Here is a 21,323-nt window from a genome sequence, read left to right as displayed (position 1 = left end):
GCGACACCGTGCAACGCCTTTGCAGTGTTGCTGGTTTAGATTCCACGCTTGCGCGTTGGTCGATTTCCTCCCCCCGGACGATGGAGTCACCATGTTCAAACACACGTCACTGCTAGCGGCCTCGTTGCTGTCTGCAGGCTGCGCGGCCAGCCTGCCCGCGCAGGCAGCCACGCCTGCGGCAACCGTGCAGCCCGCCGGGCCGATCCGTGCGGACTTGAACCCTTACACGGTGCAGCGCCTGAACACGGTGCTGGACCAGGTTTCCCGTCACCGCGGCCTGAGCCCGGGGCATCTGATCAAGCGGATTTCGGCCCTCTTTCTCGACGCGCCTTACCAGGCCAACATGCTGCAGGGCTCGGCGACGACGCCGGAAAAGCTGATCATCGATTTCACCGGTCTGGATTGCTTCACCTATCTGGATTACGTCGAAGCCGCGCGCAGGGCGTCTTCGCAGCAGGATTTCGTCAATCGGCTGGTGCTCACCCGCTATGTCGATGGCATCGTCGGCTTTCCCTATCGCAAGCATTTCTTTTCGGACTGGGTCGCCCGCCCCTACGAGCTGGCCGACGACATCACCGCCACGCTCAGCCCCGCTGCGGTCAGCGTGGACAAGGCGCTGAATCTCAAGGCCGATGGCAGCAACTACCTGCCCGGGTTGCCGATCGTGCAGCGAACCATCACCTACATCCCGGCTGCTGCCGTGGACAGCAACGTCGTGCGCCAGCTGCGCACCGGCGACTATGTCGGCAGATACTCGCCCGCGGCCGGGCTGGATGTCAGCCATGTCGGCATCTTCCTGATGACCGAGGCCGGCCCGGTGCTGCGCAATGCGTCCTCGCGGCCGGAAAACAACAAGGTGGTGGACTCACCCTTCCTGGAGTACGTCGCCAGGACCGCCGGCATTGTGGTCTACCGGCCCAAGCCCTGACGTCGCCACGCGCGCAGAGCGCAGTCGTACCCGTTGGCTTGCGCGGTTATTTCCACGGCCGTTGTAGGAGCGGACCTGGCCGCGAGGGCCTGCCCGTCACGGGGAAAGGCCCCTTGCGACCAGGGTCGCTCCTACAGGAGCAAGGACAGCTTGGGCTGGCGCGGCCCTTGTAGGAGCGGACCTGGCCGCGAGGGCTTGCCCGTCACGGGGAAGGCCCCTCGCGACCAGGGTCGCTCCTACAGGAACAAGGACAGCTTGGGCGTCTGTACTTGCGTCTGTACTTGCGTCTCTACTTGCACCCGTAGTTGCGTCCGCACCTGCGTCCGCTTGAAGCTCGCCTCCTGACCTCAACGCGCACCCAGCCACGTCGCCGGGTCACGCAATTATGCTGAGGCGCGGTCGGGGTCGTGGATCCGGACGATCAGGCAAGACTCCCGGATAACCGGGCTCACGCTGGTCGCCCTGCCAGCGGCAAAGTGCATCGCATAACGCACAACGCCACTGCCGGGAGACACCCCATGACACAGACACATTCGCTGGATCGCTATCGCCTGCTCGGCCGCTCGGGGCTGCGGGTGTCGCCACTCGCGCTGGGCACCATGACCTTTGGCGAGGCGTGGGGCTGGGGCGCGGATGCAGGCGAAGCCAGGCGCATCTTCGATGCCTACGCAGACCGCGGCGGCAACTTCATCGACACCGCGGTGAACTACACCAACGGCGGCTCCGAACGCATCCTCGGCGAGTTGATCAAGGGCCGTCGCGAACGCTTCGTGCTTGCCACCAAATTCACCATGGCGCGTGACGCGAGCAACATCAATTCCGGCGGCAATCATCGCCTCAATCTGATTCGCTCGGTCGAGACCAGCCTGCGTCAGCTCGACACCGATCGCATCGACCTGCTGTACCTGCACGCCTGGGACTTCACCACCTCGCCGGAGGAAGTCATGCGCGGGCTGGACCATCTGGTCCAGGCGGGCAAGGTGCTCTACATCGGCATCTGCAACACGCCGGCCTGGCGGGTGGCGCAGCTGCAGACGCTGGCCGACCTGCGTGGCTGGTCGCCGCTGGTGGCGCTGCAGATCGAATACAGCCTGGTCGAGCGTAGCGTCGAACACGAACTGATGCCGATGGCGCGGGAGCTGGGCCTGGGCGTGCTGCCGTGGTCACCGCTGGGCGGCGGCATCCTGACCGGCAAATACAGCCGCGCGGACCTGTCCGACGATAATTCGGCCGACGTGTCGAGCAGCCGCAAGGGCGTGATCGCATCGACCGGGCATCTCAATGCGCGCTCGCTGGACATCGCCGATGCGGTCGGTGCGGTCGCCGCTGAAGTGGGCGCTTCCCGCTCGCAGGTGGCCCTGGCCTGGACCTTGCGCCACCCGGCGGTGGTCTCGCCGGTGATGGGCGCACGTACCCTGCAGCAGGCCGAAGACAACTTCGGTGCGTTGGACATCGTGCTCAACGACGACCAGCTTGCGCGCCTGGAGAGCGTCAGCGCCTTGCCGCCGATCTTCCCCGAACGCTTCATCGGCAGGCCGATGGCGCAGCAGTTGATCTACGGCACTCATCCGCTGCAGCTGCGCAGCTGATTACCACGGAGCAGCCATGACCAGACCCTCAGCCCTGGCGGCGGCAGCGCTGCTTGTCGCCGCAACCTTCGCAGGCAACGCCGGTGCCATGTCGAAGGACGTTGCATCCGCAGAGGTTTGCGCGGGGCAGCCGGTACACGTGTGCAACAAGCGCATCGTCGAAGCGGCGTTTGCGCAGTGGCAGGCCGGCGGCAGCGACCTCTTTCAAACGCTGCTGTCGCCCGAGGTGGTGTGGACCATCGAAGGCTCCGGCCCAAGCGCAGGCAGCTTGCGCGGCCGCGATGTGTTGATCGCCACCGCAGTCCGCCCGCTAGCCGAGCGCCTGGCCTCGCCACTGCGCCCGGTGCAGCAACGCATCTGGGCCGATGGCGAGCATGTCATCGTGCAGTGGGAAGGCGTGGCCACGCTGCGCGACGGCGGCAGCTATCGCAACCGTTACGCATGGATCATGCGGATGCACGACGGCAAGGCTGTCGAGGTCAACGCGTTCCTGGACCTGCCCGCCTACGACGCCGTGCTGCAGCGCGGTCAACGCCCCATGCAACGCAGGGCCAGCCCATGAGCGACATGCCGATGAAAGCGGCCATTGCGGTGGCGCTTGGCGCCGGTTCTGCGCTCGCCTGCCCGTCGGTAGCGGCCGCGCAGCCGACCAAGGCCACCACCACATCGCCACAGCAACCAGGACACGCCATGCAAGCGCACCCGTTTATCGGCATGTGGGTCACCGGCGACGGACGGATCCGGCAGGAATTACTGCCAAACGGCCGCTACGACGAGGCCCGCGGCACACGCCAGAGCGCCTACCAGGGACGCTACAAAATCACCGGCACTCACATCGACTACTGGGACGACACCGGGTTCACCGCCGACGGCCAGTTCGTTACCGACGACGAGCTGCATCACGGCAGCATGGTGTTCTATCGGCAGCCGCCGGCGTAGAGCGACCAGCACAACGGCTACGCAGTCGTCAGACGGGCGCGCTCGGTGCTCGGTGTGGCATGGACCACGCGTACATCGCGGCTCTGCGCGCGCCGTGCATGGCCAGCTGACGCTTGCTCGCTATGGTGTTGCAGCCGCACGTGATGGGTGGGCACTGGCTGCGTGCGCTGTGCGCCGTGTGTGGTGTGGCTGCAGGCCGCAGCCCGCAGCGCACGCGCAATCAACCCTCGCCTTCCGGCTCCAGCGCCTTGACCAGCACGGCCGCCTGCGTGCGGCTATAGCAGTCGAGCTTTTTCAGGATCGCGGTGACGTGCACCTTGACGGTGTTTTCGGCCAGGCCCAGTTCGTGCGCAATCTGCTTGTTGAGCAGGCCATCGGCCAGGCTCAGCAGCACGCGAAATTGCTGCGGGGTGAGCTGGGCGAGTTTGGCGGCCAGCTGCGCATCGGCTTCCGAGCGCTCGGCGGTCATCGGCGGAAACCAGGTGCCGCCGTCCAGCACGCTGGCCACCGCCGTGCCGATCGATTCGGCCGGGGTGGATTTGGGAATGAAGCCGGCCGCGCCGAACTGCTGCGCGCGCCGGATCACGCGTGGGTGATCGTTGGAGGAGATCACCACCACAGGGATGTCCGGATGCTCGCCACGCACGTGCAACAGTGCCGAGAAGCCGCGTGCGCCCGGCATCGCCAGGTCCAGCAGCACCAGCTCGGCCTGGGGGTGCGAGCGCAGCATCGCGCTCAGCGTGGCGGCGCTGGAGGCCTCCACCACGTCGGCTTGCGGCAGGGTCTGCTGCAGCACATGGATCACGGCGGCACGGAACAACGGGTGGTCGTCGGCGACGAGGATGGTGAGATCGGCCATGCGCCAAGTCTGGCACATGGCTGCCGCCGCTGCCTTGCCCAGAGCGTGCTATCTACTTTGAGGTGAGTGCGAAGCGTCCTGTGGCGCGTCGAGACAAGGCGTGCGCTGCGGCCCAGGCTGGCCGCCCGGGCAAGGCGCGCAACGCGGTATCGGCGCGTTACAGGGCGCTTCCCGGAGGGTTGGCCGTCAGCGGCACGGAGCGCGCGCCGCTTGGCTTGCCCTGGCGCCAGCCAAGCCGATGCCACACAGCACCCGCTCCGCACCGCTGAGGGCCAACGCATCTCATCTCAAAGTGCATAACACGCTCTAACGCGGCGGATGCGTGCTCGCACGCCAGGCATCCAGAAACTGGCGGCGCTTGAGCTTGTCCAGATAGACCAGCAGACCCGGGCCGAGCGGAATCGGCCGGAACGGTGGTTGCGCCGAGCCGCCGCGGCCGCCGGCGGCCGGCAGGATCGGCATCAGGCGCGCCTCGCGCGAGAGCACCTGCTGGCCGCGTGGCGACAGCAGATAGTCGAGGAACCTGCGTGCTTCCGGCGCATGCGGCGCGGTCTTGGGGATCACCGCGGTGCGCAGCGCCACCAGCGTGTAGTCCTGCGGCTGCACGATGCCCAGCGGGGCGCCGGCGTCGATGCGGGTCTGCGCGTAGGAGCCGAGCACGTTGTAGGCCAGCAGCAGGTCGCCACGGCTGACGCGGTCGAGCAAGGTGCCGGTGCGTTCTTCCAGCCTGACTTGGTTGGCCCCCAACGCGGCCAGCAACGCGCCGGCAATGCTGCCCACCTGCCCGTCCTGGGTGGCGAACAGATACCCCACCCCGCTGCGCTCGACATCGTAGGTGCCCACCTTGCCGCGTAACGGCGCATCGGGTGCACGCAACAAGGCCAGCAACTGCCGCCGGGTCCGCGGCACCCGCGCCGCATCGAGCTTGCGGGTGTTGTAGACGATGGCCACCGGCTCGTAACTGATCCCGAACACCTCGTGCCGCCACTGCGCCCAGGCAGGCAATGCCTCGGTCTGCGCCGAGCGGTGGGCGAGCGCATGGCCGTCGTTCACCAGCTTGGTCTGCAGGTCCATGCTGGCGCTGATCAGCATGTCGGCGGTCGAGGTGCCGGCGCCGGGCTGCAGATAGTGCGCGTAGATGTCCCAGGCGATCACGTCTTCGTAGATCACCTCGGTGCCGGGATGCAGGCGCTGGTAGTCCTGGATGACGGCGCCGAATACTTCCAGATCGGTGGAACCCTGTACGCGCAGCTGCGCATGCACCGGCCCCTGCGCGGGGAAGCGCCGTACATCGCCTGGCGCCGCGCACGCGACCCCCTGCATCAGCAACAAGACGATGACCCACAGCACACGCATCACGCCGTTCCTCCAGAAAAATGCAACGAAGCGATCAACCCGCCGCCGATGCGGTTGGCCAGATCGATACGCCCGCCATGCGCTTCCACCACGCGCTTGACGATGGCAAGCCCCAGCCCCGCGCCACCGGCCGGCGCGTCGGGCCCACGCACGAAGCGCTCGAATACGCGCTCGGCCTCGGCGGCCGGGATACCCGGGCCGTGGTCGGCAATGGTGAGCACGTGATGGCTGCCGTCGCTGGTCAGCGCCACCTGCAGCGGCGCGCCGGCGCCATATTTGCAGGCATTGTCGATCAGGTTCTTGAGCGCTTCGCGCAGCAGCAGCGCATCGCCGCGCAACAGCGCCGGTTGCGGGTCGATGGCCAGTTGCACGCGTGGTGCGCCCTCGCTGCGCGGCAGCGCTTCGTGCAGGGCCTGGTGCAGCACCTCGGCCAGATCCACGGTGGCAAAGCGCTGCAGGTTTGCACGGTGGATCACGCTGGCATCGCTGAGCAACTGATTGAGCAGCCGGCTCATGTGGCTGGCGTTGCGCTCGATCGCCACCAGGCTGCGTTGCATCTCGCGCGGGTCGTCGTCGTCCATGGCCAGCTGTGCCTGCGCGCGCAATGCGGCCAGCGGTGTGCGCATCTGGTGCGCGGCTTCGGCCATGAAGGCGCGCAGGGTTTCGTTGCTGGACGACAGCCGTGCCATGAAGCGGTTGAGCGCGGCCACCATCAACTGCATTTCCTGCGGTGCCGGCACGGTGAGCGGCTTCAGCTCCGACGGTTCACGCCGGGAGAGGTCACGTTCGATCCGTTGCAGCGGCCGCAGTGCGCGATACACGCCCAGCCACACCAGCCCCAGCGCCAGCAGCGACAACACCCCGATCGCCACCAGGGCATTGAGCACCACATCGCGCGCCACTGCATCGCGTGCGCGCCGGGTCTGGCCCACCTGCACGCGCACTTCGCCCTGCCCGGAGGCCGAGGCCACGCGGTGCATCACCACCGCAAAGCGCACCGGCTCACCGCTGTAGAGGGCATCGAACAGCACCGGGCGCTCGTCGCCGGGCGCGCGCGCCGGCGACGGCAGGGTGTCTTCACCGGTGATGGTGCGGCCCTGCGCGTCGAACACGCGGTAGAACACACGGTCTTCCGGCGCCATGCCGAGCAGGTCGAGCGAGGCATACGGCAGGTCCACCTGCCAGTCGCCACCGACCAGCGCCACGCTATCGACGATGGACAGCGCCGAAGACACCAGCAGATGATCATAGGACCGGTTGGCCGCGCGCTCGCCGTAATCGCGTGCAGCAAAGAACAGCACCACTGCGCCCAGCAGCGACAGGCTGCCCAGATACAGCAGCAAGGTGCGCCGGATCGACGGCGCCACCGGCAGCGGCTCAGCCATCGATGGCCGGCTCTGCGGGCGCATGCGGGTCGGCTTCCTCGAGCTTGTAACCGGCGCCGCGCACGGTGACGATGCGCAACGGCGCACCGGCCAGCTTGCGCCGCAGCCGGCCGACATACAGCTCGATCGCATTCGGCCCGGCGTCGTCGTCGAAGCCGAACAGGCCGTTGCCGATCTCGTCCTTGCCCACCACGTGGCCCAGCCGCCCGATCAATATCTCCAGCAGGCGGTATTCGCGGTTGGGCAGGTCGATCGGCGCACCGTCAAGTGTCACCGTGTGCGCCGCGTTGTCGAACACGAAGCCGCCGATCTGCACCACCTCGGTGGCCTGGCCACGATTGCGGCGCAGCAGCACGCGGCAGCGTGCTTCGAACTCGCGAAAATCGAACGGCTTGCCCAGGTAGTCGTCCGCTCCGACGTCCAGCGCCTGCACGCGGTCTTCGATGCCATCGCGCGCGGTCAGCATCAGCACCGGCGTGGTGTCGCCGCGCTCGCGCATCCCGGCCAGCACGCGCAATCCGTCGAGCTTGGGCAAGCCGATATCCAGCACCACCAGATCGAAACTCTGATAGCGCAATACGCTCGCCGCCGCCAACCCATCGGCCTGCCAATCCACCGCATGCCCGCTCCGGCGCATGCGCCGCACGATGGCATCGGCGAGATCGGCATTGTCTTCGACTAGCAGCAGGCGCATGCGGCAGGGATTCGTGAATAGGGATTGGGAATTCGTAACAGCGGTTGGCTGCGGCCGGAAGGTAACAGGCCGCGCGCACAAAAGCTTGCCGCTGTTGCAGTTCTGCTCTTACGAATCCCCAATCCCGACTCCCCAATCCCCGCCCAGCAACGACAGGTCCATGACAGCTTCACCGGACTAGGCTGCTGCCAACGCGCCGCGGCGGTTGTGCGGTGCATCGCTGAACGTGATTCACACATGTACCTGGGAGGGTCTGTGAGCAACGACACCTTGCGCCTGCGTGCGTTCACCGCCTGTGCGGCGCTCTGCCTGGCACCGGCAGTGCATGCGGCCGATGGCGAAGGCCCGGTCACTGCGGAAGTGGGCGGGCGTATCCACTGGGACTTCACCGTGTTCGACAACGATGATCGCGGCACGCCCGAGCGCAACGACACCCAGTTCCGCCGCGCGTGGCTGGACGTGGCGGGCAAGTTCTACGGCTTCAACTACAAGGCCGAGGCGGAATTTGCCGGCCTGCAGTACGAGCCGGGCAGCCGCGGCATCCTGGCGCGCGATGTCTATATCGCCAAGAAGTTTTCTGCCGGTACGCTGACCGTGGGCCAGTTCAAGCAGTACTTCTCGCTCGATGACCGCACCGGCTCCAATTACGGCCCGTTCCTGGAGCGCGGCTATGCCTCCACCACGCTGGCGCCGATCTACCGCAAGGCGATTTCCTGGCAGGCCAACCGCCCGGATGCCACCTGGTCCACGGCGTTGTACAGCCTGGAAAGCATCGATAATTCCGCCACCAAGGGCGGTGCGCTCGGCACCCGGCTGACCTTTGCGCCGGAGATGGGCGAAGCGCGCCTGCGCCACCTGGGCGTCTCGCTGGCGCACGAGCGTTATTCGCACCCGGGCAGCGCCGGCGCAGCGCCGCTGCTGATCCGGCCGCGCCCTGAAAACGATCTGGCCAACAACAGCCGCATCACCCTGGCGCGTTTTGCCGACGGCCGCGATACCGACTTCGACAAATGGTCGCTGGAATATGCCGAAGTCATGGGCCCGTGGTCGTGGCAGAGCGAATTTAGCGGCGGCCTGCTCGACGATGGCAGCCAGCATGCCAAGGTGTTGGCGAGCTACGGGCTGGTCAGCTGGTTCGTCACCGGCGAATCGCGCGGTTACGACCGCAAGACCGGCCGCTTCAGCCGCATCGCCACGCCCAACCGCCCCAGCGGCGCATTCGAGCTGGCGCTGCGTTACGACTACATGCGCGGCGACCAGCATCTGGATGGGCAGCCCGACTTCATCGATGCCAGCACGCAGTCGTGGACGCTGGGCGGCAACTGGTACTTCAAGCCCAACCTGCGCGTGATGCTCAATGTCATCGACAGCCGCAACCGCGACCGCACCATGAATGCGGTGGTCGATCACACGCTGGCGGTCACCGGCCGCTTCCAGTACGACTTCTGATGCGGTGCCCGCCCGCACCTTGCAGTGAAGTGAGCGCCTTGCGTGCCATCGCTACGCGTGCGCAGCGCGGTCCGCGCAAGACGCTGCATCGTTGCAATGCGCGTGTGCTTGTACCACCGGCCGTTCCCACACCACCGCATCACCAGCACTGCGCGTCCTGTGCAGCGCTGCGCTCCGCCCTCCCCGTGCTGTACGCCTCAAAGGATTTGCCCGCATGCTGACCGCGCTCGGTTTCGGAATGGTGATCACCTTCATGTACCTGATCATGAGCAAGCGGCTGTCGCCGCTGGTGGCTCTGATCACGGTGCCGATCGTGTTCGCGTTGCTGGGCGGCTTCGGCACCGGCATCAACGACATGATGCTCGAAGGCATCAAGAAGATCGCGCCCACCGGCGTGATGCTGATGTTTGCCATCCTCTACTTCGGGGTGATGATCGATGCCGGGTTGTTCGACCCGCTGGTCGGCCGCATCCTGCGCCTGGTCAAGGGCGACCCGCTGAAGATCGTGATGGGTACGGCGATCCTGGCGATGCTGATCTCGCTCGATGGCGATGGCTCCACCACTTACATGATCACCGTCTCGGCGATGTTGCCGCTGTATCAGCGCCTGGGCATGAACGCGCTCAACCTCACCTGCGTCACCATCCTGGCCAGCGGCGTGATGAACCTGACCCCGTGGGGTGGCCCCACCGCGCGCGCCGCCACTGCCTTGCATGTGGACCCGGCCGATGTGTTCGTGCCGCTGGTACCGGCCATGCTGCTGGCGATTGCCGGCATCCTGACGCTGGCGTGGTACCTGGGCATGCGCGAGCGCCGCCGCCTGGGCGTGGTGCGCTTGCCGGCCGACGGCAACTGGCTGGACACCAGCATCCCCGAAGACAACGACGCATTGCCGCGCGTGGAAGATACCGAAGACATGAAGCGGCCCAAGCTGCTGTGGGTGAATCTGATCCTGACCCTGGCGCTGATGGGCGCGCTGGTGGTGGGCGTGCTGCCGATGCCGGTGTTGTTCATGATCGGCTTTGCGCTGGCGCTGATGATCAACTACCCGAACCTGGCCGAACAGCGCCGCCGCCTGGTCAACCATGCCGGCAACGTGCTGTCGGTGGTGTCGCTGATTTTCGCCGCGGGCATCTTCACCGGCATCCTGTCCAACACCGGCATGGTGGAGGCGATGTCGCGCAGTTTCCTGGCGGTGATCCCCGATAGCTGGGGCCCGTACCTGGCAGTGATCACCGCGATCGTCAGCATGCCGTTTACGTTCTTCATGTCCAACGACGCGTTCTATTTCGGCGTGCTGCCGATCCTGTCCGAAGCGGCCGGCCACTACGGCATCACCCCGGTGGAAATGGCCCGCGCCTCGCTCGCCGGCCAGCCGGTGCATCTGCTCAGCCCTCTGGTGCCATCGACCTATCTGCTGGTCGGCCTGGCCAAGGTCGACTTTGCCGACCACCAACGCTTCACGCTGAAGTGGGCGGTGCTGATTTCCCTGCTGATGCTGGCGGGCGGGCTGGCGTTTGGCCTGTTTCCGTTGGCGCGCTAGCCGCGCGCCGGGATTCGGCATTCGGGATTGGGGATTCGCAAAAGCCAGAGCGAATCACTGCCCGCTGTTACGAATCCCGTTATCCCCAATCCCGAATCCCAACTCCGAAGGAGTTACTCAATGACTCTCCGCATCGCATACGTCACCAGCGGCATGGGCAGTGTGGGCACCGCGATCTGCCAGAAGCTGGCGCGCAGCGGGCACACCGTGGTTGCCGGTTGCGGGCCCAATTCGCCGCGCAAGTCGGCCTGGTTGCGCGAGCAGCGCGAACAGGGTTTCGACTTCGTGGCCTCCGAAGGCAATGCCGCCGACTGGGAGTCCACCGTGGCTGCCTTCGCCAAGGTCAAGGCCGAAGTCGGCGAGATCGATGTGCTGGTCAACAACGCCGGCGGCAGCCGCGACACCTTGTTCCGGCAGATGACCCGCGACGACTGGAACGCGGTGATCGCCAGCAACCTGCACTCGCTGTTCAACATCACCAAGCAGGTGGTCGATGGCATGACGTCGCGCGGCTGGGGGCGCATCGTCAACATCGGTTCGGTCAGCGCGCACAAGGGCCAGATCGGGCAGATCAACTTCGCCACCGCCAAGGCGGCGATGCATGGTTTCAGCCGCGCCCTGGCGCAAGAAGTCGCCTCGCGCGGGGTGACCGTCAACACCATCTCGCCCGGCTACATCGCCAGCGCATCCATCAGCAGCTTTCCGCCGGACGTACTCGACCGCCTGGCCACCTCGGTGCCGGTGCGCCGGCTGGGCAAGCCGGCCGAAGTGGCGGGCCTGTGCGCGTGGCTGGCCTCCGACGAAGCTGCCTACGTGACCGGCGCCGACTATGCGGTCAATGGCGGCCTCTACATGGGCTGATGGCCGTCGCCGCATGCCACTGGCGGCACCTCTTCGGTACCTCGGGCACAGGCCATGGCGACGCAGCCGTCGTGTCCGTCTGCCACGCACGTCGACCGATCAAGTGCAAACGCTAGGACATGGGTGCGCGATGACGTAGCGCATCCGCGCACAAGCGGCCGCCACTACGCGAACAACCCGCCTCTAGTGCGAACTGATTACACTCTGGCTTTTCCGCAGTGCGCTGCCATGGCCAAACCTTCAGAACGCACCACGCACAATGCCCGCCCGCAGATGGCCGACATCGCCCGCATGGCCGGCGTCTCCGAGTCCACCGTGTCGCGTGCATTGGCCGGCAGCCCGGTGGTGGCCGAGCGCACCCGCGCCTACATCAAGCAGATTGCCGCCGATGCCGGCTATCAGGTCGACCCGGTCGCGCGCAGCCTGCGCGCCAAACGCTCCAACACGGTGAGCGTGGCGGTGCCGATGATGCATGCGCTGGATCAGCCGCTGTCCGATCCGTTTCTGATGACCATGCTGGCGCTGCTGGCCGAAGAACTCACCGGCCGTGGTTACAGCATGCTGCTGTCCAAGCTGGACCGACACCAGGACGGCTGGGTGGAGCAGCTGGCGCGCGGCAACCGCTCCGATGGCGTGATCGTGCTGGGGCAAAGCTCCGAGCATGCCGCACTGGACGAGGCCGCACGCGATGGCTTGCCGATGGCGGTCTGGGGTAGCCGCATCGACGGGCAGGCCTACATCAGCGTAGGCAGCGACAATTTCCAGGGCGGCGCATTGGCCACCGAACACCTGATCGCCAGCGGCCGCCAGCGCATCGCCTTTCTCGGCGACGACCAGCTGCCGGAAGTGGCACCGCGCTTTGCTGGTTACCGCCACGCGCTGGAGCAGCACGGGCTGGAATTCGACACCCGCCTGCATGCGCGCAGCCATTTCGTCAGCGAAGACGCCTACCGGCTGACCCGCGCCATGCTCAAGAAGACTGACCCGCCGGATGGCCTGTTTGCCGCCTCCGACGTGATTGCGGTGGGCGCCATCCGCGCCCTGGTCGAAGCCGGCCACCGCGTGCCGCAGGACATTTCGCTGGTGGGCTTCGACGACATCCCGCTGGCCGCCTACAGCCAGCCCCCACTGACCACGGTACGGCAGGACCTGGGCCTGGCCGCACGATTGCTGGTGGATCGCCTGCTGGCGCTCATTGCCGGCGAAACGTTGCAATCGGTTGAAATGCCGGTGAAGCTGGTGGTGCGCGAGTCGGCGTGAAGCGGGGATTCGGGATTCGGGATTCGGGATTGGGATTGCGGATTGGGATTGCGGATTGGGATTGCGGATTGGGATTGCGGATTGCCGATTCGGAGATACCAGCCGGCGGCCCGCTTCCTTCTCCCGCCTGCGGGAGAAGGTGCCCGAAGGGCGGATGAGGGGGCAGGCAGCCGGCGATGTCAGCTAGGTATTCCTAAGAATCTGACAGGATCACTTTCGGCTTGCGGACGCGCACGCACAGCATCGCTACCGCGGCGGCCAGCATCAGTGCGCCGGCAAGCTTGATCACGTTGCGCGGGTCGCCGTGCAGCAGGCGCTCGTAATACAGCGGCAAGGTGACGATCTGGATCAGCATCGGCAGCACGATGAACAGGTTGAACAAGCCCATGTACACGCCGGTACGCTCGGGCGGAATGCTGTCGGCCAGCATCAGGTACGGGTTGCCCATCATGCTGGCCCAGGCAAGACCAATGCCGATCATCGGCAGCAGCAACAGCCAGCGGTTCTCGATGCCCGGCAACATCCACATGCCGGCGCCCGCCGCCAGCAGGCACGCGGCATGCGTGTACTTCGGGCCGAAGCGGCGTACCACCGGCACCATCGCAAATGCAGCCAGAAACGCGATGAAATTGTAGAAGCCGCCGATCTGCCCGTTGACCAGCCCCGCCTCGCGGAACCCGTGCGAGGTGGCGTCGGTGGTGCCGAACAACGTGGTCGACAACGACAGCACGATGTATTGCCAGTAGCAGAAGATCGCGTACCACTGGAACAGCATCACCGGGGCCAGCTGGCGCATGGTCGGTGGCATTTCGCGCAACGCGCCGCCGATCTCTCGCACCACTGCGCCCAGGCCGGCGCCGCGCTGGCGCATGCGCGCGATCTCTGCCGGCGCAATCGTCGGCTCGCGCACGCTGCGAGCGGTGAGCAGGATGGAGGCGGCCGAAAATCCCGCACCGATCACGAACGCAGCGATGGTGACGTACGGAATATGGTGTGCGTTGGCGGCATCCTGGTTCATGCCCATCCACACCAGCAGCGGCGGCGTGAGGTAGGCCAGGGTTTGCGCCAGACCGGTGAATGCGCTTTGGGTCAGATAACCCAGCGGCCGCTGTGGTGGCGCCAGCACGTCGCTGACCAGTGCACGGTACGGCTCCATCGCCACGTTGTTGGCCGCATCCAGGATCCACAGCAAGCACACCGCCATCCACAGCGCGGTACTGAACGGCATCGCCAGCAGGCACAGGCTGCACACCAGCGCGCCCAGCACCATGTACGGCATGCGCCGGCCCCAGCGGGTGACCGAGCGGTCACTCCATGCACCCACGAACGGCTGCAGCACCAGCCCGGTGATCGGCCCGGCCAGCCACAGGTACGGCAGGCTGGCGTGGTCGGCGCCCAGGTAGTTGTAGATCGGGCTCATGTTGCTCTGCTGCAAGCCGAAGCTGTATTGCACGCCGAAGAAGCCGGCGTTGAGCGCCAGGATGCGCGCGAAGGAAAGCGGAGGAGCGGTCGACGACATGCAGGGCCCTGGGCATCGGTGCGGCTCCCAGCGGCCGCAGCGCACTGTACCCTGCCGCCTTTGCAATCGATTGTAACGCTGCGCCGCAGCACGTTGCCGCCTTGCCTTATGGGCGGCCGGGAAGTCACTCGGATGCTGCAATGCACGATTGCAATCGATTGTATTGACGCGTATTACTGCGCTCGCACTGCAGGCCGCACGGCCATTCCCTGGGAGGGGACGATGCAGGCGTCGGCACACCACCACCTGTGAGAGAGAGAATCGCGATGTCCACCTTGCACACCCTGCGCCTGCATGCCCTGGCCTGCGCGGTCGTTTCCTGCCTGTGCGCGCCCGCCGCGCTGGCCCAGGACACCGCTGCCGCACCTGCCACTCCGCCGGCCGCCGACAGCGCCGCGGTCAATCTGGATTCGGTGTTCGTGACCGGCACGTCCACCGCCACCACCAAGCTGAAATCCAGCGTCTCGGTCAGCACCGTCGGTGCCGAGGCCATCGAACAATCGGCGCCACGCAGCACCGCCGAAATCTTCCGCAACATCCCCGGCATCCGCTCCGAATCCAGCGGTGGCGAAGGCAATGCCAACATCGCCGTGCGTGGCCTTCCCGTCGCATCGGGCGGCGCCAAGTTCCTGCAGTTACAGGAAGACGGACTGCCGGTGATGGAGTTCGGCGATATCGCCTTCGGCAATGCCGACATCTTCCTGCGCTCGGATTTCACCCTGGACCGCATCGAGGCCATCCGCGGCGGCTCGGCGTCCACGTTTACCAGCAACGCGCCCGGCGGCATCATCAACTTCATCAGCAAGACCGGTGATACCGAAGGCGGCAGCGTCGGCGTCAGCCGCGGCCTGGACTACGACAACACCCGCATCGACTTCAATTACGGTGCGCCGTTCGCCGAGCAATGGCAGTTCAACATCGGCGGCTTCTTCCGCCAGGGCGATGGCGTGCGCGATGCCGGCTACACCACCGACAAGGGCGGCCAGATCAAGGCCAACCTCACCCGTCTGTTCGACAACGGCTATGTGCGCCTGTACGGCAAATACCTCAACGACCGCGCCGCCGGCTACCTGCCGGTGCCCACTTCCGTGCGTGGCCGTGACGGCTCGCCGGACCTGGGCGGCTTCCCCGGCTTCGACCCCGGCAACGACACCTTGTACAGCCGCAATTTCCGCAGCGATGTCGGCCTGGACGGCAACAACCGGCCGCGCCGCACCGACCTGGGCGACGGCATGCACCCAATCTCGCGCACCATCGGCGCCGAAGCCTGGTTCGACCTGGGCAACGGCTGGAACCTGAGCGAGAAATTCCGTATCGCCGATAACAGCGGCCGCTTCGTCAGCCCGTTCCCGGCCGAAGTCACCGATGCGGCCACGCTGGCCGCCTCCATCGGCGGCGCCGGTGCGCAGCTGGTGCAGGCCAGCGGCGCCGATGCCGGCCAGGCCTACACCGGCAACGCCATCCGCACGCATCTGTTCAATGTCGCCATCAACGACCTGGGCAATGTCACCAACGATTTGAGCGTCTCGCGCGAGTTCGGCGGCGACGGCCGCACGCTCAACCTGCGCGCCGGCTATTACAGCTCGCGCCAGACCATCGACATGGACTGGACCTGGAACTCCTACGTGCAGAGCCTGGGCCGCGATTCGCGCCTGCTCAACGTGGTCGACGCTGCCGGCGTATCGCGCTCGCAAAACGGCCTGTACGCCTACGGCACCCCGTTCTGGGGCGACTGCTGCGTCACCCGTAGCTACGACGTGCGTTACGACGTCAACGCACCGTATGTGGCACTGACTTTCGACAGCGGCAAGTTCAGCGTCGACGGCAGCCTGCGCTACGACATGGGCGATGCGCGTGGCAGCTACAACGGCACCGCCATCGCGCAGAACCTGGACGTCAACGGCGACGGCGTGATCCAGCCGGTGGAGCAGCGCGTGGCCACGGTCGACACCGCCAACTCCCGCCCGGTGGACTACGACTGGAACTACCTGTCGTACTCGCTGGGTGGCAACTACCTGATCACCGACGACCTGGGCGCCTTCGCGCGCATCAGCCGCGGCGCACGCGCCAACGCAGACCGGTTGTTGTTCGGCGTGGCGCGCGACGACGGCTCGGTGTCGTCCGATGAGGGCGTCAACGTGGTGCGCCAGGCCGAAGCCGGCCTGAAGTGGCGCCGCGATGGATTGAGCCTGTTCGCCACTGCGTTCTCCGCGCGCACCCAGGAACAGAACTTCGAAGTCACCAGCCAGCGCTTCTTCAACCGTAGCTACGAAGCGCACGGCGTGGAGCTGGAAGCCAGCTACCGCTACGAAGGCTTCACCCTCAACGGCGGCCTGACCTGGACCGATGCAGAAATCTCCCGCGACCAGATCACCCCGGAAAACACCGGCAATGTGCCGCGTCGCCAGGCCGACGTGGTGTGGCAGCTCACGCCCAGCTACCGCGGAGACGGCTACCAGTTCGGCGTGAACCTGATCGGCACCACCGATGCCTACACCCAGGACTCCAACCAGTTGAAGATGCCCGGCTATACGCAGGTGAACCTGTTCGGCGACTACCGCGTGACCGATGCGCTCACCGTGGCGCTCAACGTCAACAACCTGTTCAACACCTTTGGCCTGACCGAGGCCGAAGAGGCCAGCATTCCGGCCAACGGCATCATCCGCGCGCGCTCGATTGCCGGCCGCACCACCAGCATCAGCCTGCGTTACGACTTCTAAGGACCCCACGCCGGGCCCAGGCCCGGCGTCTGCCGATGAGCACCTTCCCCATCCGTTTGACCACTGCGCGCGCAGCGTTCGCTGCGCCGTTGGATGCATCGCGTGCCGACATACTGTTGGCGCGCTTCGATGCGCATGCGCCCCGCCTGCTGGATGCGCTGCAGACGCTGTACGGCGAACGCGGCGATTTCTCGACCTGGTTGACGTCCTGGCTAGGCGCGCTCGGCAACAGCGCGCAGCAGCGGCCGGCGGCATTGCAACAGCTCGATGCCACACGCCAGCCAGGCTGGTTCGGCGAACAGCACATGCTGGGCTACAGCGCCTACGCGGACCGCTTCGCCGGCACGCTGCAGGGCGTGGCAGAACGTGTGCCGTACCTGCAGGAACTGGGCGTGCGGTACCTGCACCTGCTGCCGTTCCTGCGTGCACGCGCCGGCGACAATGACGGCGGCTTTGCGGTCAGCGATTACGGCCAGGTGGAACCCCGCCTGGGCAACAACGACGACCTGATCGCACTCACCACCCGCCTGCGCGAAGCCGACATCAGCCTGTGCGCCGACTTCGTGCTCAACCACACCGCCGACGATCACACCTGGGCCCAGGCCGCACGCGCAGGCGATGCACGCTATCTCGACTACTACCATCACTTCGCCGACCGCACCCTGCCCGACCAGTACGAACGCACGCTGGGGCAAGTGTTCCCGCATACCGCGCCCGGCAACTTCACCTGGGTGGACGACACCGCGCAGTGGATGTGGACCACGTTCTATCCCTACCAATGGGATTTGAACTGGAGCAACCCGGCCGTGTTCGGCGACATGGCGCTGGCCATGCTGCAGCTGGCCAATCTGGGCGTGGAAGCGTTCCGCCTGGATTCCACTGCGTACCTGTGGAAGCGCATTGGCACCGACTGCATGAACCAGCCCGAGGCGCACACCTTGCTGGTGGCGTTGCGCGCGGTGACCGACATCGTGGCGCCGGCGGTCGCCATGAAGGCCGAGGCGATCGTGCCGATGACGCAACTGCCGCCGTACTTCGGCAGCGGCATGGATCAGGGCCACGAATGTCATCTGGCCTACCACAGCACGCTGATGGCAGCCGGTTGGTCGGCACTTGCATTGCAACGCGGCGACATTCTGCACAACGTCATCGCGCACAGCCCGCCATTGCCGGCCAATTGTGCATGGCTGAGCTATGTGCGCTGCCACGACGACATCGGCTGGAACGTGTTGCAGCACGAAGCAGCCGGCAATGCGACGCAGCCGCCGTTTTCGCTGCGCGATGTCGCGCGCTTTTATGCCAATCAAGTACCGGGCAGCTACGCACGCGGCGAAAGCTTTCAAAGCAGCGGGGATGGCGTGCACGGCACCAACGGCATGGCCGCTGCGTTGACTGGCATCCAGGCAGCGCACGAGGCAGACGATGCGGCGGCGTTGACGGTTGCAGTGAACCGGCTGGTGCTGCTGTACGCGGTTGTGCTTGCGATGCCGGGCGTGCCGCTGATCTACATGGGCGACGAATTGGCACTGGTCAACGACACCGGTTACCGCACGGATGCTGAGCGCCAGCACGAAGGCCGCTGGCTGCATCGGCCGGCGATGGATTGGCAGGCCGCTGCGCAACGCCACGATGCAGATAGCTTGAGTGGTGCGGTCTATCACCGTCTGCGTGGGTTGATCCAGCAGCGTGCCGCACTTCCCGCATTGGCTGCCGATCAGACGCTTGGCAGCATTGCGCTAGGCAATCCGCAACTGTTTGCGTTGACGCGTGGCCACAGCTTTGTGGCCGTGCATAATTTCGGCCAGCAGCCGCTTGCGGTTGAGCTTGCGGCGATCGACGGTGGCGGTTGGACGCTGCTGGAGACCGGCGGCGATGTGGAAATTGCAACGCCGGGCGATAACGTGCCGCTTTTGCTCCCAGCTTATGGGGTGCGTTGGTTGCAGCGTGGGGCCTGAGCGAGCGGGCGGTGGTGCGGTGAGCAGCGGATTGCCGCGTTACAAGCGGACTTTACCCTCACCCCAATCACCGCTCCGCACCCCGGTCTGCGCTTGCGGCGCAGGCGCTCCAGGGCACGTGCGCCTGTGGCGCGCAAGCTGTGCCCCTTCGCCCCCACGGAGAGGGGCTTTCGCGAGATCAGCGCTTCGCCAACGTAAGCAAGGTCTCTGCGGTCTTCTCGGACGAGGCCGGGTTCTGCCCGGTGACCAGGGTGCCGTCGGTGACCACGTGCACGCCCCAATCCGCACCCTTTTCGTACTTGCCGCCAAGTTCGGTCAGCACGTCCTCAACCAGGAACGGCACGATCTTGGTCAGGCCCACGCCTTCTTCTTCGCCATTGGTGAAGCCGGTGACGCGGCGACCGTTGACCAGCGGCTTGCCGTCGCTGCCCTTGACGCGGCGCAGCGCCCCCGGTGCATGGCAAACCAGCCCATGCGGCTTGTCGGCCTTGGCGAATACCTCGATCAGTGCGATGGAATGCGCATCTTCGGCCAGGTCCCACAGCGGGCCGTGGCCACCCGGGTAGAACAGCACATCGAAGTCGTCGGCCTTGACGTCGGCCAGGCGGTGCGTGCTCGCCAACGCGTTCTGCGCATCCGGGTCCTGCTTGAAACGCTTGGTGGCGTCGGTTTGGGCGTCTGGCTCGTCGCTCTTCGGGTCCAGCGGCGGCTGGCCGCCCTTGGGCGAGACCAGGGTGATGTCTGCGCCCGCGTCCTTGAAGACGTAATACGGCGCGGCGAATTCTTCCAGCCAGAAGCCGGTCTTTTTGCCGGTATCACCGAGCTGGTCGTGGGAGGTGAGCACCATCAGGATTTTCATCGCATTGCCTCGCGTCGTTGCCCGTCTCGGGCGAGGCAGGCAGTGTGCAGTCCAGCTCGTTGCAGCCTCGTGTAGAGCGCGTGGGTGTGCGATGCAATGTTCACCAATATCATCGCTGCGTTCTTGCCGCTGCCGCGCGGAGCCTCACACATTGATCGCCGGCGGCTGCAACTGGTCCATGCGGATGCGATTGGCAAACAGCGAGAACGCCAGCATGCCGGCCAGCCCACTGGCACGGCTCACCCACGGCGGCAACCAGCGTGGGGCCACCAGCACGCCGCTGTCGAACAACGGCGCAAACCGCGCCACATCGCCGAGTGCCATCTTGCCGGCGAACAGGTAACGGCATAGCTGCAGCTGGTCGCGCTGCAAGGCATGCCGGAAGAAGGTGTGCACGGCCACCAGGCCGCGCAAGTAGACGGTGTCCTTGGTGAATGCACCGCCCCCGCTGGTGGGCACGCCGCGGAACACGCGCTGGGCGGATGAAAAACTCTCCGCCGCGCTCTGGCCACCACTGGTGAAATAACGAAACACCTCGATGAAGTCGGCACCCGCGCGCGCCATCGCAATCGCCTCGATGCGCAGGCTGATGCGTTTCATGCGTTCGATATCGATGCTGCCGGTGATCTGCTCGGCAAACGTCGCCAGACCTTCCTGTGTGGCGGTAGTGCGCGGCGAGGAAATGCCCAGGCTCGGCAGGTGCACCTGCGCGCGGCCATTGAGCGCGGTCAGCGAATGCACCAGCGCTTCGTGATGGAACAACTGCGCGCGGTCGTAATCGCTGAAGGTGGCGCCGGTACGCAAGCGGATGCGGTGTGCACCGGCGGCCGCCTTGGCCAGCAGATCCGGGTCGAGCGTGACGGTGATGACGCGTCCGTCGAAGAACGCATCCAGGTCGTTCTGCAGCTGCATGCGCAAGGCGGTGGCCGAGACCGGCACCTGCTCTTCCGGCGCCAGCAGCTCGCGGTCCAGTTCCTGCGCGATCTGGATGAAGTGGCGCGCCGCCTCACGCGTGGTCGGGCCGTTGCCCGGCATCGGGTCGTCGGGCACGCCGAACAGCTGCGCCGAGTAATCGCTGACCGCGGCGGTACCCAGCGACTCCAGCAGGCCGGCCGCCAGGTCCCAGCTATGGGTCGAATCGATCAGGTACGCACCGATGGGATGATGCGGGTCGGCGGCTTTTGCGATGGCGGACAGTTCGCGCCGGGTGTCGCCGAAATCGAGCGCGGGGTACTCCACCTGCGGCAATTCCGGCTGGCCACGCGCCACGCTGTGCAGAAACGGTTCCTGCAGCGAGCGCGGCCAGCTGGCCAACGCCAGCAGGCGCACGCCGCGCACCGCCTTGACCAAACGCGCGTCCAGCGCCGCGTGATGGACGATGTCCGGCGGGCCTTTGCGCGAGGGCAT

17 protein-coding genes and 1 other RNA gene are annotated in these 21,323 nt (G+C 66.2%); 11 read left to right on the top strand and 7 right to left on the bottom strand.

Annotation, left to right across the window (positions count from 1 at the left end):
- Positions 1-91 precede the first annotated feature (91 nt).
- The 5 genes from ABQZ09_RS07435 to ABQZ09_RS07415 all read left to right on the top strand — a co-directional run bounded on the left by ABQZ09_RS07435 (position 92) and on the right by ABQZ09_RS07415 (position 3,592).
- Positions 92-928: a DUF1460 domain-containing protein gene (locus tag ABQZ09_RS07435; protein ID WP_349776519.1), complete on the top strand. Its 837-nt coding sequence runs from the start codon at positions 92-94 to the stop codon at positions 926-928.
- 518 nt (positions 929-1,446) lie between these two features.
- A complete protein-coding gene (locus ABQZ09_RS07430; RefSeq protein ID WP_349776518.1) occupies positions 1,447-2,517 on the top strand; it encodes an aldo/keto reductase in 1,071 nt (356 codons plus the stop codon).
- A gap of 16 nt (positions 2,518-2,533) precedes the next feature.
- Complete coding sequence (locus ABQZ09_RS07425; RefSeq protein ID WP_349776517.1) at positions 2,534-3,079, top strand: nuclear transport factor 2 family protein; 546 nt, start codon at positions 2,534-2,536, stop codon at positions 3,077-3,079.
- Between the two features lie 11 nt (positions 3,080-3,090).
- On the top strand, positions 3,091-3,456 hold the full coding sequence (locus tag ABQZ09_RS07420) for an Atu4866 domain-containing protein (RefSeq protein ID WP_349776552.1): 366 nt from the start codon (positions 3,091-3,093) through the stop codon (positions 3,454-3,456).
- A gap of 59 nt (positions 3,457-3,515) precedes the next feature.
- Positions 3,516-3,592: non-coding RNA, sX9 sRNA (locus tag ABQZ09_RS07415), on the top strand.
- Between the two features lie 84 nt (positions 3,593-3,676).
- Here ABQZ09_RS07415 and ABQZ09_RS07410 read toward each other — a convergent pair.
- The 4 genes from ABQZ09_RS07410 to ABQZ09_RS07395 all read right to left on the bottom strand — a co-directional run bounded on the left by ABQZ09_RS07410 (position 3,677) and on the right by ABQZ09_RS07395 (position 7,750).
- Positions 3,677-4,315, bottom strand: coding sequence for a response regulator (locus ABQZ09_RS07410; protein WP_349776516.1), 639 nt, complete (start codon positions 4,313-4,315; stop codon positions 3,677-3,679).
- A 306-nt stretch (positions 4,316-4,621) separates the two neighbouring features.
- Positions 4,622-5,671 (bottom strand): ABC transporter substrate-binding protein, encoded by a 1,050-nt coding sequence (locus ABQZ09_RS07405; protein WP_047696978.1) that lies wholly within the window; start codon positions 5,669-5,671, stop codon positions 4,622-4,624.
- Positions 5,671-7,056, bottom strand: a complete 1,386-nt coding sequence (locus ABQZ09_RS07400; protein WP_349776515.1) for a sensor histidine kinase N-terminal domain-containing protein — start codon at positions 7,054-7,056, stop codon at positions 5,671-5,673. The genes ABQZ09_RS07405 and ABQZ09_RS07400 overlap by 1 nt, the downstream gene beginning before the upstream one ends.
- Positions 7,049-7,750: a response regulator transcription factor gene (locus tag ABQZ09_RS07395; RefSeq protein ID WP_039406246.1), complete on the bottom strand. Its 702-nt coding sequence runs from the start codon at positions 7,748-7,750 to the stop codon at positions 7,049-7,051. The genes ABQZ09_RS07400 and ABQZ09_RS07395 overlap by 8 nt, the downstream gene beginning before the upstream one ends.
- A gap of 255 nt (positions 7,751-8,005) precedes the next feature.
- Between ABQZ09_RS07395 and ABQZ09_RS07390 the strand changes: the two genes are divergently transcribed.
- The 4 genes from ABQZ09_RS07390 to ABQZ09_RS07375 all read left to right on the top strand — a co-directional run bounded on the left by ABQZ09_RS07390 (position 8,006) and on the right by ABQZ09_RS07375 (position 12,863).
- Positions 8,006-9,199, top strand: a complete 1,194-nt coding sequence (locus tag ABQZ09_RS07390; protein WP_228314544.1) for an OprO/OprP family phosphate-selective porin — start codon at positions 8,006-8,008, stop codon at positions 9,197-9,199.
- 214 nt (positions 9,200-9,413) lie between these two features.
- A complete protein-coding gene (locus tag ABQZ09_RS07385; protein ID WP_039564397.1) occupies positions 9,414-10,742 on the top strand; it encodes a CitMHS family transporter in 1,329 nt (442 codons plus the stop codon).
- A 120-nt stretch (positions 10,743-10,862) separates the two neighbouring features.
- Positions 10,863-11,603 (top strand): acetoacetyl-CoA reductase, encoded by a 741-nt coding sequence (phbB, locus tag ABQZ09_RS07380; RefSeq protein WP_039406241.1) that lies wholly within the window; start codon positions 10,863-10,865, stop codon positions 11,601-11,603.
- Between the two features lie 228 nt (positions 11,604-11,831).
- On the top strand, positions 11,832-12,863 hold the full coding sequence (locus ABQZ09_RS07375; protein ID WP_349776514.1) for a LacI family DNA-binding transcriptional regulator: 1,032 nt from the start codon (positions 11,832-11,834) through the stop codon (positions 12,861-12,863).
- Between the two features lie 193 nt (positions 12,864-13,056).
- Here ABQZ09_RS07375 and ABQZ09_RS07370 read toward each other — a convergent pair whose 3' ends face one another.
- Entirely contained in the window at positions 13,057-14,382 is a 1,326-nt protein-coding gene (locus ABQZ09_RS07370) for an MFS transporter (RefSeq protein WP_228314543.1), read from the bottom strand.
- Between the two features lie 266 nt (positions 14,383-14,648).
- On the opposite strand from ABQZ09_RS07370, the gene ABQZ09_RS07365 reads away from it, so the two are divergent.
- Together ABQZ09_RS07365 and ABQZ09_RS07360 are read left to right on the top strand one after the other, a co-directional pair.
- Positions 14,649-17,102, top strand: a complete 2,454-nt coding sequence (locus ABQZ09_RS07365) for a TonB-dependent receptor (RefSeq protein ID WP_349776513.1) — start codon at positions 14,649-14,651, stop codon at positions 17,100-17,102.
- Positions 17,103-17,137: 35 nt separating this feature from the next.
- On the top strand, positions 17,138-19,057 hold the full coding sequence (locus ABQZ09_RS07360; protein WP_228314541.1) for an alpha-amylase family protein: 1,920 nt from the start codon (positions 17,138-17,140) through the stop codon (positions 19,055-19,057).
- A 178-nt stretch (positions 19,058-19,235) separates the two neighbouring features.
- Here the strand turns inward: ABQZ09_RS07360 and ABQZ09_RS07355 are convergent, their stop codons facing one another.
- Together ABQZ09_RS07355 and ABQZ09_RS07350 are read right to left on the bottom strand one after the other, a co-directional pair.
- Complete coding sequence (locus tag ABQZ09_RS07355; protein WP_228314540.1) at positions 19,236-19,916, bottom strand: type 1 glutamine amidotransferase domain-containing protein; 681 nt, start codon at positions 19,914-19,916, stop codon at positions 19,236-19,238.
- Between the two features lie 144 nt (positions 19,917-20,060).
- On the bottom strand, positions 20,061-21,323 hold the full coding sequence (locus ABQZ09_RS07350) for a flavohemoglobin expression-modulating QEGLA motif protein (RefSeq protein WP_184556105.1): 1,263 nt from the start codon (positions 21,321-21,323) through the stop codon (positions 20,061-20,063).

It is taken from the genome of Xanthomonas sp. WHRI 6106 (assembly GCF_040202405.1).
GTDB lineage: Bacteria > Pseudomonadota > Gammaproteobacteria > Xanthomonadales > Xanthomonadaceae > Xanthomonas > Xanthomonas cannabis.
This window is presented reverse-complemented; position numbering and strand designations above follow the sequence as displayed.

Coding starts and splice junctions, on each gene's coding strand:
- ABQZ09_RS07435 (WP_349776519.1), top strand. CDS start 92: ATGTTCAAACACACGTCACTGCTAGCGGCCTCGTTGCTGTCTGCAGGC.
- ABQZ09_RS07430 (WP_349776518.1), top strand. CDS start 1,447: ATGACACAGACACATTCGCTGGATCGCTATCGCCTGCTCGGCCGCTCG.
- ABQZ09_RS07425 (WP_349776517.1), top strand. CDS start 2,534: ATGACCAGACCCTCAGCCCTGGCGGCGGCAGCGCTGCTTGTCGCCGCA.
- ABQZ09_RS07420 (WP_349776552.1), top strand. CDS start 3,091: ATGAAAGCGGCCATTGCGGTGGCGCTTGGCGCCGGTTCTGCGCTCGCC.
- ABQZ09_RS07410 (WP_349776516.1), bottom strand. CDS start 4,315: ATGGCCGATCTCACCATCCTCGTCGCCGACGACCACCCGTTGTTCCGT.
- ABQZ09_RS07405 (WP_047696978.1), bottom strand. CDS start 5,671: ATGCGTGTGCTGTGGGTCATCGTCTTGTTGCTGATGCAGGGGGTCGCG.
- ABQZ09_RS07400 (WP_349776515.1), bottom strand. CDS start 7,056: ATGGCTGAGCCGCTGCCGGTGGCGCCGTCGATCCGGCGCACCTTGCTG.
- ABQZ09_RS07395 (WP_039406246.1), bottom strand. CDS start 7,750: ATGCGCCTGCTGCTAGTCGAAGACAATGCCGATCTCGCCGATGCCATC.
- ABQZ09_RS07385 (WP_039564397.1), top strand. CDS start 9,414: ATGCTGACCGCGCTCGGTTTCGGAATGGTGATCACCTTCATGTACCTG.
- phbB (WP_039406241.1), top strand. CDS start 10,863: ATGACTCTCCGCATCGCATACGTCACCAGCGGCATGGGCAGTGTGGGC.
- ABQZ09_RS07375 (WP_349776514.1), top strand. CDS start 11,832: ATGGCCAAACCTTCAGAACGCACCACGCACAATGCCCGCCCGCAGATG.
- ABQZ09_RS07370 (WP_228314543.1), bottom strand. CDS start 14,382: ATGTCGTCGACCGCTCCTCCGCTTTCCTTCGCGCGCATCCTGGCGCTC.
- ABQZ09_RS07365 (WP_349776513.1), top strand. CDS start 14,649: ATGTCCACCTTGCACACCCTGCGCCTGCATGCCCTGGCCTGCGCGGTC.
- ABQZ09_RS07360 (WP_228314541.1), top strand. CDS start 17,138: ATGAGCACCTTCCCCATCCGTTTGACCACTGCGCGCGCAGCGTTCGCT.
- ABQZ09_RS07355 (WP_228314540.1), bottom strand. CDS start 19,916: ATGAAAATCCTGATGGTGCTCACCTCCCACGACCAGCTCGGTGATACC.
- ABQZ09_RS07350 (WP_184556105.1), bottom strand. CDS start 21,323: ATGCCCTCGCGCAAAGGCCCGCCGGACATCGTCCATCACGCGGCGCTG.